11 protein-coding genes are annotated in these 12,566 nt (G+C 73.3%); 3 read left to right on the top strand and 8 right to left on the bottom strand.

Annotated elements, in window-relative coordinates:
• Positions 1–17: 17 nt before the first annotated feature.
• The 7 genes from ACFYXU_RS09220 to ACFYXU_RS09190 form a co-directional block, all read right to left on the bottom strand.
• The gene (locus ACFYXU_RS09220; RefSeq protein WP_389457080.1) at positions 18–1,058 is read right to left on the bottom strand and encodes a hypothetical protein; all 1,041 of its coding nucleotides are present in this window, start codon (positions 1,056–1,058) and stop codon (positions 18–20) included.
• Positions 1,015–1,896, bottom strand: coding sequence for an iron uptake transporter permease EfeU (efeU, locus tag ACFYXU_RS09215; RefSeq protein WP_389457077.1), 882 nt, complete (start codon positions 1,894–1,896; stop codon positions 1,015–1,017). The genes ACFYXU_RS09220 and efeU overlap by 44 nt, the downstream gene beginning before the upstream one ends.
• A 55-nt stretch (positions 1,897–1,951) precedes the next feature.
• Positions 1,952–3,220: an iron uptake transporter deferrochelatase/peroxidase subunit gene (gene efeB / locus ACFYXU_RS09210; protein WP_389457075.1), complete on the bottom strand. Its 1,269-nt coding sequence runs from the start codon at positions 3,218–3,220 to the stop codon at positions 1,952–1,954.
• Positions 3,221–3,250: 30 nt separating this feature from the next.
• Complete coding sequence (efeO, locus tag ACFYXU_RS09205; RefSeq protein ID WP_389457073.1) at positions 3,251–4,408, bottom strand: iron uptake system protein EfeO; 1,158 nt, start codon at positions 4,406–4,408, stop codon at positions 3,251–3,253.
• Positions 4,409–4,554: 146 nt separating this feature from the next.
• Entirely contained in the window at positions 4,555–5,457 is a 903-nt protein-coding gene (locus ACFYXU_RS09200) for a heme ABC transporter ATP-binding protein (protein WP_389457071.1), read from the bottom strand.
• A complete protein-coding gene (locus ACFYXU_RS09195; protein WP_389457069.1) occupies positions 5,454–6,560 on the bottom strand; it encodes a FecCD family ABC transporter permease in 1,107 nt (368 codons plus the stop codon). The genes ACFYXU_RS09200 and ACFYXU_RS09195 overlap by 4 nt, the downstream gene beginning before the upstream one ends.
• The gene (locus ACFYXU_RS09190) at positions 6,557–7,567 is read right to left on the bottom strand and encodes a hemin ABC transporter substrate-binding protein (protein WP_389457067.1); all 1,011 of its coding nucleotides are present in this window, start codon (positions 7,565–7,567) and stop codon (positions 6,557–6,559) included. The genes ACFYXU_RS09195 and ACFYXU_RS09190 overlap by 4 nt, the downstream gene beginning before the upstream one ends.
• 137 nt (positions 7,568–7,704) lie before the next feature.
• Between ACFYXU_RS09190 and ACFYXU_RS09185 the strand changes: the two genes are divergently transcribed.
• From ACFYXU_RS09185 to ACFYXU_RS09175, 3 genes are all read left to right on the top strand, one after another.
• Positions 7,705–9,150 (top strand): HtaA domain-containing protein, encoded by a 1,446-nt coding sequence (locus ACFYXU_RS09185; protein ID WP_389457065.1) that lies wholly within the window; start codon positions 7,705–7,707, stop codon positions 9,148–9,150.
• A 63-nt stretch (positions 9,151–9,213) separates the two neighbouring features.
• A complete protein-coding gene (locus ACFYXU_RS09180) occupies positions 9,214–11,154 on the top strand; it encodes an HtaA domain-containing protein (RefSeq protein ID WP_389457063.1) in 1,941 nt (646 codons plus the stop codon).
• A gap of 84 nt (positions 11,155–11,238) precedes the next feature.
• Positions 11,239–11,907 carry a PhzF family phenazine biosynthesis protein gene (locus ACFYXU_RS09175; protein WP_384573347.1) on the top strand — a complete coding sequence of 223 codons (669 nt, stop codon included), beginning with the start codon at positions 11,239–11,241 and terminating at the stop codon, positions 11,905–11,907.
• Here ACFYXU_RS09175 and ACFYXU_RS09170 read toward each other — a convergent pair.
• Entirely contained in the window at positions 11,897–12,547 is a 651-nt protein-coding gene (locus ACFYXU_RS09170) for a heme oxygenase (biliverdin-producing) (RefSeq protein WP_376517274.1), read from the bottom strand. The two genes, ACFYXU_RS09175 and ACFYXU_RS09170, sit on opposite strands and share 11 nt — an antisense overlap.
• Between the last annotated feature and the right edge of the window lie 19 nt (positions 12,548–12,566).

Genomic DNA, 12,566 nt, shown 5'->3' with positions numbered 1-12,566 from the left:
GGGCGGCGCGGGGAGGGCTACGAGCCCGCCGCGCCCACCACGCCCTGGAGCCGGCCCGCGACCCTGACCCCGTTCCGGTCCGTGCCCGCCGGCTTCACCAGGACCGCCTGGCTGGACACCCACTCCCGGGTGACCGTGTTCTTGATCTCGCCCGTCAGCAGCGCCTTGGTGTCGGCGCCGACCTTCGGCCGGTAGCCCTTCGCCGCCGTCTGCCGCTCGAAGTACCGGGTCGCGAAGAAGACCAGAGCGCCGCCGTCCCGGGTCCGCAGCCCCAGGGGCGCGAAGTCCCCCTGGTTCGTGACGCGGTCGATGTACTGGGTGGCCATGCCCGGCCGCTTGGCGGCCTTCTGCCGCTGCGCCCGCCACTGACTGGTGTGCAGGCCCGGCGCGAACGGCCCCGCCGCCCCGTCCTTCAGATACGCCACGTACCGCTCGCCCAGGTTTTCCGGCGCCACCGCGAGCGCGTCGCTGTCCGCGGCGACCGGCACCGCGTACCCCTCCTCCTCCGCGAACTCGGGGACGTCGCCCCGGGGGAGGATCGAGAGGTAGGCGGCCTCCCACGGCTGGTCCGGGCCGTTGCGGAGGAAGGCCAGGAGCCAGCGCTCGTCGCCGGAGGCGCGGTTGGACGCGGTGTCCGCGACGAACCAGCGCGGCCAGCCCGCCTTCCGGGGCAGCACGAACCGGGCGTCCGTGAGGGCGAGGGGCTTGTGGTCGGGGTTGCCGTCGGGCGCGCTGATCGACCGCGCGCGCAGGCCCGCCTGGTTGATCGCCCCGAGCGGACCGGTGACCCGGTTCGCGTCGAGAGCCGGGTCGTAGGCCTTGTCGGCCCGGTTGTACGCCGCCGTGAAGTCGGCGAGGGCCTGCGCGGCCTCGGTCTTCGTCGCCGGCGGCAGCAGCGCCAGCTCGCCGTGCACGGTCACGCAGCCGCTCGCCGTCAGCGACAGGACGGCGGCCGCGGCCGTCGCCGCGAGGAGCCTCACCGGTCGGCGGCGGCCCCCCGGGAACGACACCCGCTCAAGCGGTCTTCTCGGCGCTCGCCCCAGCCTCAGCCTGCTCATCGGTCGCCTTCTGCTTCTTCACCCGCACGGACGGACCCGACCCTATCGGGGCCAGGAACAGCGCGAGCGTCGGGACCAGATACAGCGCCCACACCGCGACCTGAAGGACCGTCGGGTCCGGCTGGAAGTTGAACACGCCCTTGAGGAGCGTGCCGTACCAGCTGTCCGGCGGGATGGTCGCCGAGATGTCGAAGGCCTTGTCCGCGAGACCGCCGAGGAAGTCGGCCTCCTGGAGGTCGTGGACGCCGTACGCGAGCACGCCCGCCGCCACCACGACCAGCATGCCGCCGGTCCAGGTGAAGAACTTCGCCAGGTTGATCTTGAGGGCTCCCCGGTAGAACAGCCAGCCGAGGAAGACCGCCGTGACCAGACCGAGGAGCACTCCGACCAGCGGCGCGTGCGTGCCGTCGGAGGAGGCTCGCACGGACGCCCAGACGAAGAGCGCCGTCTCCAGGCCCTCGCGGCCCACCGCCAGGAAGGCGGTGGCGACCAGCGCGCCCGTGCCCATCTGGAGGGCCGCGTCCAGCTTGCCGTGGAGCTCGGACTTCAGGTGCCGGGCCGTGCGCCGCATCCAGAAGACCATCCAGGTCACCAGGACCACCGCGACGATCGACAGCGAACCGCCCAGCAGCTCCTGCGCCTCGAAGGTGAGCTCCTGGGAGCCGAACTCCAGGCCCGCGCCGAAGGCCAGGGCCACGCCGACGGCCACGCCGATGCCGATCCAGATCGGCCGCAGCGCGTCACGGCGTCCGGTCTTGACGAGGTAGGCGATGAGGATGCAGACGACGAGGCTGGCTTCGAGGCCTTCGCGCAGGCCGATCAGGTAGTTGCCGAACACGTCGGTGCCTTTCGTGAGTGGAGCGTCAGCGAGGGGGCTCCGGGCGTTGCCTCGGTCACGAGAACAGTGCCCGGCCCCACCAGTCGTCCTTGTCGCGGACGCCGGGCGGGATCGCGAACAGGGCCGAACCCACGTGCTGGATGTATTCGTTGAGGGCGTCGGAGGCCAGCGAGGTCTGGACGGGGATGAATCCGGTGCGGACGTCGCGCTGGTAGGCGAGGAAGAACAGACCGGCGTCCAGACGGCCCAGACCGTCGGTGCCGTCGGTGAAGGAGTAGCCGCGGCGCAGGAGGGTGGCGCCGTGGTTGCTGTCGGGGTGGGCGAGGCGGACGTGCGCGTCGGGCTTCATCGCCTTGAGGAACGGTTCGTCGTGTTCCTTGGGCTTGCCGGCGGGGGCGCCTTCGCGTTTGTCGCGGCCGAAGACGTCTTCCTGTTCGGCGAGCGGGGTGCGGTCCCAGGTCTCGACGTTCATGCGGATGCGGCGGGCGACGAGGTAGGAGCCGCCGTCCATCCAGGCCGCGCTGTCCTGGGCGTCCTTGCCGGAGACCCACACGTGCCGGGCGAGGCGGTCGGTCTCGGTGCCGGCGATGTTGCGGGTGCCGTCCTTGAAGCCGAAGAGGTTGCGCGGGGTCTGGGCGTCGGGGGTGGTGGAGGAGGTTTTGCCGAAGCCGAGCTGGGACCAGCGCACGGCGACCTTGCCGAAGCCGATGCGGGCGAGGTTGCGGATGGCGTGCACGGCGACCTGCGGATCGTCCGCGCAGGCCTGCACACACACATCGCCGCCGCTGCGGGCCGGGTCGAGGTTGTCGCCCGGGAACCTGGGCAGCTCCACCAGGGCCCCGGGCCGCCGGTCCTTCAGCCCGAACCGGCCGTCGAAGAGCGAGGGTCCGAAGCCGATCGTGAGGGTGAGACGGGACGGCTTGAGCCCGAGGGCCTCACCGGTGTCGTCCGGGGGTGCTTCGGGCAGGCCGCCGTAGGCGCCGTCACCGACCTCCGCGCCGGCCGTCATCCGCTCGGCGGCCCGCGTCCAGTCCTTGAGGAGCTGGATCAGCTCGTCGCGGTCCTTCGTCTTGACGTCGAAGGACGCGAAGTGCAGCCGGTCCTGGACCGCGGTGGCGATGCCGGCCTGGTGCGGTCCGTGGAAGGGCACCGCGCCGCCGCTGTCGCCGACCGGCACCGTGTCGTCGTGGCCGCGGGTCAGGGCGACGGCGCCGCCGGCCACGGCGGCACCCAGCGCCAGCCCGGCACCACCCCAGCCGATCACCGCACGACGCGACGGCACGCCCGCACCGGCCCCGGTCTGCTCCTGGATGTCCTCGGACATGTCCCTGGTCCTGTTCCTGCCGGTTCGGTGTTACTTGACGACGGCGGCGGCCAGCTTGGACAGCGGCTCCGCCAGCGCGTTCACACCGTCGGAGAGCTCCTTGCGCTGCTCCTTGCCGACCTTGTCGTAGGAGGTGAAGACGTAGCCGGTCTTGTCGTTGCGGTACTGGTCCAGGAGCGTGTTCAGCGCGGCGAACTGCTTGTCCAGCTCCGTGACGAGCTTGGGGTCGTTCTTCCGCGCGACCGGCTTCAGCAGCTCGAAGGACTTCTGCGCGCCCTCGACGTTCGCCTTGAAGTCGACCAGGTCGGTGTGGGAGTAACGCTCCTCCTCACCCGTCACCTTGCCGCTCGCGACCTCGTCCAGAAGCTCCTTGGCGCCGTTGGCCATCGAGGTCGGGGTGATCTCGGCCTTGCCGACCCGCTTCACCCAGTCCGCGAGATCCGTCTCCAGCAGCCCGGCCAGCTCCTTCTCCCGCGCGCCGATCTTCTTGTCCTGCCACAGCGCCTTCTCCAGACGGTGCCAGCCCGTCCAGTCCTTCGCCGGGTCCTGACCGTCCTCCAGCCCGTCCTCACGGACATCGACCTTCGGATCGATGTCACCGAACGACTCCGCCACCGGCTCCGTGCGCTCCCAGCCGATCCGCGACTCGGCATACGCCTTCTTCGCCGCCTCGACGTCACCGGCACGCACCGCGTCGGTGAAGACCTTCACCTTCGGCAGCGTCGCGTCCGCCTGCGCCTGCACGTACTGGCGGTAGGCGGCCACGGCCGCGTCCATCTCGGGGGAGCGCTTCGCGACCGCGGCGCCCTTGCCGGTGACCTTGACCTGCTGGCGGATGCCCTCGCCCTTCATGCCGGGCTTGCACACGACCGCGTAGTCACCCGCCTTGATCTCGGCCGTCAGCACGGCCTTGATGCCGGGGCCGATGTTCTCCCGCTCCGCCACGATCCGGTCGTCCGGGTACAGGACGTAGACCTCGGTCACCTTCGAACCCCGGTTCTCCACGTTCAGCTTCACGTGCCCGGCCGGGAAGTCCTTCTTCGACACCTCACAGGAATCGTCCTTGGCGACGACGGTGACGGCGTCGTCACTCGCCTTGGAGTCGCTTTTCTCGGCGCAGCCCGTGACGGCGGTCAGAGCGGCCGCGGTCGCGGCGGCGGTGACGACGGAGAGACGGACGGCTCGCATAGAGGACTCCAGGAACGCGGGGGGACGGTGCTGAGGCGGACCTAACTTAACCGAGGCTTACCTCAGCGATACCCGTCCGTCCAGTGATTCAGCTCTCAGGACGGGCGTATCGGACACGGCCCGATCACGAAGGCTCCATGGAGCCCTCATGGCTTGGTCAAGGACCGGTCAAGAGGGGTGGTTCGAGGGGGTTTCACCCCTCTGTGGGCCCGCGTCGGTACGACGAGGGGCACGCCGGTCCGCGGGTGCGGGAAGACGTCCACCGGCTGCCGGTACACCCGGCTGAGCAGCTCCTCCCCGAACACCTCCGACGGCGCGCCGTCCGCCGCGATCCGCCCGTCGTCGAGGACCGCGACCCGGTCCGCGTGGGCGGCCGCGAGCCCGAGGTCGTGCAGTACGACCACCACCGCGTCCCCGGCCTCGGCCCGCTCCCGGCAGACCCTCAGGACCAGTTCCTGGTGGCGCAGGTCCAGGGCCGCCGTCGGCTCGTCGAGCAGCAGCAGCCCGGTCCGCTGGGCGAGCACCCGGGCCAGCGCCACCCGGGCCCGTTCGCCGCCGGACAGCGCGGAGAACGGGCGCGTGGCGAAGGCCCCGGTCCGGGTGGCCGCCATGGCCGCCGCGACGGCCTCGTCGTCCTCGGCCTCCCGCGCGGTCCCGGCCCAGGGCGCGCGGCCCATCCGGACGACCTCGCCCGCCGGGAAGGGGAAGGAGAGCGCCGCGTCCTGCGGCAGCACCGCCCGCCGCAGAGCGAGTTCACCGGCCGGCCAGTCGCCCGCGGCCCGGCCCCCGACGCGGACCTCTCCGGCGTCCGGGGCGAGATCGGCGGCGAGCACGGCCAGGAGCGTCGACTTCCCGGCCCCGTTGGGCCCGACCAGGGCGAGCACCTCCCCGGCCCGCACCGCGACCCCGACCCCGTCGAGCACCGTCCGGGGCCCCCGCTCGACCCGCACCCCGACCGCCTCGGCGACGAGCTCGCCCGGGGTCGCCGGGGTGGGCAGCGCGCGGCCGCGCCGCCGGGGGAGCAGCCCCCCGAACCGTACCGATGTCATGCCCAACCACCTTGCTTGCGACGGGTCCTGCGCAGCAGCCAGAAGAAGAAGGGGCTGCCCAGGAGGGCGGTGAGGACGCCCAGGGGGAGTTCGGCCGGAGCCGCGGCCGTACGGGCCGCCAGATCGCCGGCCGTCAGGACGACCGCGCCGCCGAGCGCGCTGCCCGGCACCAGGAAGCGGTGCCCCGGGCCGTTCACCATCCGCAGCAGGTGCGGCACGAGCAGGCCGACGAAGGTGATGATCCCGGCGACCGCGACGGCCGCCGCGGTGAGCAGCGCCACCACCAGGATCAGGACGACGCGCAGCCGCTCCACGTCCACGCCCAGGTGCCGCGCGGGCCGCTCGCCGAGCGCGAGCAGGTCGAGCCGGCGGGAGTGGAAGGGGGCGACGGCGAGGCCGAGCAGCGCGCACGGCAGGACGGCGAGGACCTTGGGCCAGGTGGCCTGGGCGAGCGAGCCGAGCTGCCAGAAGGTGATCTGGGTGACCTGCGCGTTGTCGGCGAAGAAGAGGAAGAGCCCGATGAGCGCGCCCGCGAAGGCGTTCACCGCGATACCGGTGAGGATCAGCGTCACGACCTCCGTGCGGCCGCCCGAGCGGGACATCGCGTACACGAGCAGCACGGTCGCCAGGCCCGCCACGAACGCGCAGACCGTCACCGTCCAGTTGCCGAGGAAGGTGAGGCCGAGGGCGATCGCCCCGACCGCGCCGACGGCAGCGCCCGCCGAGATGCCGATGACGCCCGGCTCGGCCAGCGGATTGCCGAACACGCCCTGCATCAGGGCGCCCGCGCAGCCGAGCGAGGCGCCGACCAGGACGGCGAGGACGACCCGGGGGAGCCGGATGTTCCACAGGACGCTCTCCGCCGTGCGGTCGAGGGCGTGCCCCCCGAGCCCGATCCGGTGCTGGACGGAGGCGAGGACGTCGCCGAGCGGGATCTCGTACGCGCCGATCCCGGCGGAGAGGAGGGCGAGGAGGAGCAGGGCGGCGAGGAGGGACACGGTCAGGACGGTGGCCCTGCCGCGGCGGGCCGCCGCCGGGGCCTCCCCGGGGGCCGTCGGCACCGGGGCCGGCGTCCGCGGCGCGGTCGTCTCCGCGGTCGTCACTTCTGCTCCCCGTACAACTGGCCGATCAGGGACTTCAGGACCTGATCGGTGCGCGGTCCGTAGTTGAGGAGAACCCCGTCGTCGACCGTGACCACCCGGCGGGCCGCGCCGGCCGGGGTCTCGGCGACGCCCGGGATCCTCACGAGGCCGTCGACCCCGCCGACCGAGTCCAGCCCCTTGCTCATGACGAGGATCGCGTCGGGCGCGGCCTTCGCCAGTGCCTCGCTGGTGATCGGGGTGAAGTCCTTGGTCAGACCGGACTCCTTGCCCGCGTCGATCGCCCCGGCCGCCTCCAGCAGGGAGCTCGCCCCGGACTCGGCCCCGCCGAGCAGATAGACGGCGGCCGAGCCGCGCACGTACAGGAAGGCCACCCGCGGCTTCTCCTCGCGCGCCGGGATCGCCTTCCGCACGGCGCCGATCCGCTCCTCGGTGCGCTTCTCCAGCGTGCTGCCGGAGTCCGGCACGCCCAGGGCGGCGGCGACCGCCTCGATCCGGGAGCCGACGTCGGAGAGCGCCTTGGCGGGCTTCACGACGACCAGCGGGATGCCCGCGTCCCGGATCTGGGCGATCGCCTCGGCCGGTCCTGTGGTGCCCTCGGCGAGGACGAGGGTGGGCCGGAGGGAGAGGACGCTCTCGGCGGAGACGTCGTGGGCGCGGGTCACCACCGGGAGCTTCTCCGCCTGTTCGAAGGTGGCGGTGATGTCGCGGGCGACCACCCGGCCGCCGAGGCCGAGGGTGAAGACGATCTCGTTGAGGGAGCCGCTGAGCGGCACGATCCGCTCGGTGGAGGTGACGGTGACCGTGCGCCCGTCGGCCGAGGGGACGGTGACGGGCAGTCGGGGCGCGGCGGGGGCGAGCGGCTCGATCCGGTCGGCCGAGGCGGCCGACGTACCGGATGCGGATGCCTTTCCTCCGCTTCCGTTTCCGCCTCCGCCCCCGCATCCGGTCGCCCCGAGGGCGAGGGCGAGCACTGCTGTCAGCGCTCCCGCGAGGCGAGTTCTGCGCACCGGGCACCGTCCTGTCGTTCGTTCCGCTTCGTACCGCACATGGTTCTGATTCGTCGATTTCGCATCCGGGCGTTCCGGCTGAGCTCGACGTAGTTTAGGTTAGCCTTACCTTAGTCACCAGCCCTCGGAGGGGTTCCATGTCGCTGCCCAGACGCGCCCGCGCGCTCGCCGTGACCCTGTTCACGGCTCTGCTCGCCGCCCTCGTCCCGGCCGCCGCCGCCCACGCCGAGAGCCGCACGGTGCAGGGCGGCCGGCTCGACTGGGGCATCAAGTCCTCCTTCCAGAGCTATGTCACCGGGCCCATCGCCCAAGGCTCCTGGAACCTCACCGGCGGAGCCGCCACCGTCGGCGGCAGCCAGTTCCGCTTCCACTCCGCGCGGGGCTCGTACGACCCGGCGACCGGTGCCTTCGAGGCCGCCTTCTCCGGCGGCGTCCGCTTCACCGGCCACCGCAAGGCCGACGGCACCGACGAACTGGACCTCACCATCAGCCGCCCCCGGATCGTCGTCCAGGGCGGCCGCGGCACCCTCTACGCCGACATGGCGAGCAAGGCCAAGGGCAGCGGCCGCATGACCGTCAGCTCCCAGGTGCCGCTCGCCGCCCTCTCCCTCGGCGGCATCGACATGCGCGGCGGCGGCAGCCCGGTCTCCCTGTCCGGCGTGCCCGCCACGCTCACCTCGCAGGGCGCCGCGTCCTTCGCCGGGTACTACCCGGCCGGCACCGCCCTCGACCCGCTCAGTCTCACCGTCGACGTCGTGACACCGCGACGGACTCCGCCCGCCACCGCGCCCGCCGACCCGACCGCCCGGCCCACCTCCGAGGCCCCCACGCGCCCCGCCCCCACGGCGAGTTCCTCCCAGGGGGCCGCGGCCACCGGCGCCCTCAGGGCCGCCGCCGTCGACTGGGGCGTGCGCCGCACCTTCCGCGAGTACGTCACCGGCGCCATCTCCCAGGGGAAGTGGACCCTCGCCGACGGCGCCCAGGACGGCGGCGCGCTCTTCCGCTTCCCGCGGGGCACCGGCACCTACGACCCGAAGACGGGCACCCTCGACGCGGCCTTCGCGGGCAGCGTCCGCTTCACCGGCGCCCATCTGGACCTCACGCTCGGCAAGGTCGCCGTGAAGGTGAGCGGCGGCACCGGCACCCTCAGCGCCGACGTCACCAGCGAGGGCAGGACCGACCGGGCCGTCCCGCTCGTCACCTTCGGAGCCCGGGGCCTCACCCCGAGGAACGGCCTCGCCGTCCTCACCGAGGCCCCCACCACCCTCACCGAGGGCGGCGCCAAGGCCTTCGGCGGGATGTACCGGGCCGGAACCGCGATGGACCCCGTCTCCCTCGCCGTCACCGTCGACGCGAAGGCCCAGCTGCCCGCACTCCCCGACCTCGGCAGCGGGGCCACGGCCTCCGCCGCCCCGTCGAAGCGGGCCGCTCCCTCGGCCTCCGCCCCGGCACCCGCCGCCTCGTCCTCCTCGTCGTCCACCGGCACGTACCTCGCGATCGGCGCGGGCGTGCTGCTCGTCGCCGCGACGGCCGTCCTCACCGCCGTACGCCGTCGTCGTGCCGGTGACACCCCCTCGGCCTGATCCACCCTCACCCCGTCTTCCGCGCACCCCCCGAGCGCCCCGCGTCCCTAGGAGAAACCCGTCATGGCCATCCCCTTGCGCCGATCCGTCACCCTGGCGGCAGCCGTCGCCACGGCAGCCGCCCTGGGCACCGGCGCCGTCGTCCTCGCCCTGCCCGCCGCGGCCGAGGGCGCGCCGCCGATGACGCTGGTCGACGGCACGCTCGACTGGGGCATCAAGCAGTCCTTCCGCACCTACCTGGCCATGCCCTTCTCGCACGGGAAGATCACGGTCGAGGGCGGCGCCCGGCAGGCCGAGAACAACGGCGTCTTCACCTTCGTCGACGGCACCGGCACGTACGACATGAGCACCCACGGCACCGCCAACTCCTTCAAGGGCGGCGTCCACTTCGAGGCCCACGAGGGCGCGCTCGACATCCGGATCTCGGACGTCCGGCTGACGACGAAGGGCACGGCCGCGCCGACCGGCGAGATCACCGCCGACGTCGTCACCAAGGAGAAGGACGGCTCCGTCAGCACCCGCGAGGACATCCCCTTCGCCGCGCTGGACATGACCGGCATCCGGCCCGGTCAGGGCGCGGGCGGCGCGATGGTGTTCAAGGACATACCGGCGAAGCTGACGAAGGACGGCGCGGCCGCCTTCGCGGGCTTCTACAAGGAGGGCGACGCGCTCGACGCGGCCACCCTCACGGTGAAGGCGGGCAGCCGTCCGACGACCCCGCCGACGACTGAGCCTCCGACGGCTGAGCCTCCGACTACGGCTCCGCCGACGACCGAGCCTCCGACTACGGCTCCGCCGACGACCGAACCTCCGACTACGGCGCCGCCGACGACCGAGCCCCCGACGACGGCGCCGCCGACGACTGAGCCTCCGACGACGGCGCCGCCGACGACTGAGCCTCCGACGACGGCCCCGCCGACCACCGAGGCCCCGACCACGGCCCCGCCCACTACCGAGCCGCCCACAACGGCCCCGCCGACCACGGAGCCCCCGACGGCCCCGCCCACCACCGTCCCTCCGACCACGGCTCCGCCCTCCACCGAGCCCCCGACGACGGCCCCGCCCACCACCGTCCCTCCGACGACGGCCCCGCCCACCACCGAGCCCCCCACCACCGCCCCGCCCACCACGCAGCCGCCCACCACTGCCCCGGCCGGCGTCGTCAACGGCAGGCTGACCTGGGGTGTCAAGGAGAGCTGGCAGCGGTACGTCGGGCAGATGTGCGGCGGTACGGTCACCGCCTCCGGCGGCGCCGAGAAGAATGGCTCCGCCTATGACTTCGGTTTCGTCAAGGCCGACCTCGACGCCGACGCCCGCAAGCTGGACGCGGCCTTCTCCGGCAAGCTCGCCTTCGTCTGCTCCGCGCACGGCATCGACTGGACGATCAGCGACCTGAAGGTGAAGGCCTCCGGCACCACCGGCACCCTCACCGCCGATGTCACCAGCGCCCAGGGCGCCCGGAACGACGTGGCCCTCGCCTCCCTCGACCTGTCGAAGTCCGACTGGTCCGCCGACACGAAGGTCGTCACCCTCGCCGACGTCCCGGCGACACTCACGGAGGCCGGCTCCGCCACCTTCACCGCCCCGGGCGGCCAGGGCGGCTACCCGGCCGGCACCGAACTGGACGCGCTGACCGTGAGCTTCTCGCTCGACGCCGGCGCCACGCTGCCCCCGGCCACCGGCGGCACCGGGGATTCCGGCGGCTCCGGCTCGGGCGGCTCCGGCTCCGGCGGCTCGGGGACGTCCGGCGGCGACGGCTCGTCCAGCACGGGCGGCGGCGGGACCGTCGGCGGCGGAAGCGTCGGCGGCGGCACGGCGGGCGGCTCCGACGGCACGGCCGGCGGCGGCACCGCGGGCGGCTCGTCCTCGGTCGGCGGCTCCGGCTCCCTCGCGGCCACCGGTTCGGGCGTCCCGACGACCCTCCTCCTCGGCGCCACCGCCCTGACCGTGGCGGCCGGTGCCGGCATCGTCGTCGCCGCGCGCCGACGCACGACGGGCTCCTGACCCGACACCCCTCCGTGCAGGGCCGCACCCGATTTTCCCGGGTGCGGCCCTGCCGACGTGGCGTGTAATGGTTCAATCTCCGCCATGAACACGACGGCCACTGACATCGACGTCCTCCGGGTCTTCTGTGCGGGCGACGGCCGGCACGGCAACCGCCTCGGAGTCGTACGGGACGCCCGCACCCACCCCGACGAGTCCTCCCGGCAGGCGCTCGCCAAGGAACTCGGCTTCAGCGAGACGGTGTTCGTGGACGACCCGGAGCGCGGGATCGTCGACATCTACACCCCCGGCCTGCGGCTGCCCTTCGCCGGTCACCCGCTCGTCGGCGCGGCCTGGCTGCTCGACCTGGAGCTCGTCCACCCGCCGGCCGGAGAGGTGTGGGTGCGCGGCGACGGGGAGTTCACCTGGATCGAGGCGCGCGCCGAGTGGGCCCCGCCCCGCACCCTGCGCCAGTACGCCTCCGTCGCCGAGGTGGAGGCCCTGGAGGTGCCCGCGCCGGGGGAGTGGATCTACGCCTGGGCGTGGGAGGAGGAGGCCGCGGGCCGCGTCAGGGCGCGGGGCTTCCCGGGCCGCGGCGACGGCATCGACGAGGACGAGGCGACGGGCGCGGCCGCGCTGCTCCTCACGGCGGAGCTGGGACGGGCCCTGAACATCACGCAGGGCCGGGGTTCGCAGCTGCTCACTGCCCCCGGCCCTGACGGCATCGTGGAACTCGGCGGACGGGTCCGCCTGGACGGAACCCTCACGCGCTGAGCGGGTACTCCCCGCCCAGCTCGCGGAAGACCGCGCTGTTGAAGTCGAAGGCGCGCTTGCACTCGTCGACGATCCGCTGCTTCTCCAGGTCGTCGGCGTTCACCCCGTCGAGCAGCTCCCGGTAGGACCGCTTGAAGGCGGCGGGGTTGGAGATGGCGTCGAAGACGTAGAAGCGGACGCCGTCGCCCTTGCGGTCGAAGCCCCAGGTCCGCTCCGCCTTGTCGCGGATGATCTGGCCGCCCGACAGGTCGCCCAGGTAGCGCGTGTAGTGGTGGGCCACGTAACCGGCGGGCCAGTCACGGGCGCACTCGGCGACCCGCTCCGCGTACGCGACGGTGGCGGGCAGCGGGGAGACCCCGGCGCGCCAGTCCGGGCCGCGCAGATGGGCGAGGTCCTGCTCCAGGGCGGTGGTGCGGAACAGCTCGGGCTGTATGAACGGCCCGGCGACCGGGTCCTCCCGCAGCGCCTCCGCACCCTCCTCCAGGGCCCGGTACACGAACCAGAGCTGCTCCGTGTAGCGCGCGTAGGCGTCGACGGCCAGCCGGCCGCCGAGCAGGTCGCCCATGAAGGACGAGGTCTCCGCCTCCGTGTGCTGCTCGTGCGAGGCAGTGCGGATGAGCGTGGAGAAGGGCGTGTCCAAGGCGTGCCTCCGAGACCGA

This window comes from Streptomyces sp. NPDC002232 (genome assembly GCF_042890295.1).
Taxonomy (GTDB): domain Bacteria; phylum Actinomycetota; class Actinomycetes; order Streptomycetales; family Streptomycetaceae; genus Streptomyces.
Note: the sequence above shows the minus strand (reverse complement) of the source record. Positions and strands in the feature narration are given on the sequence as shown.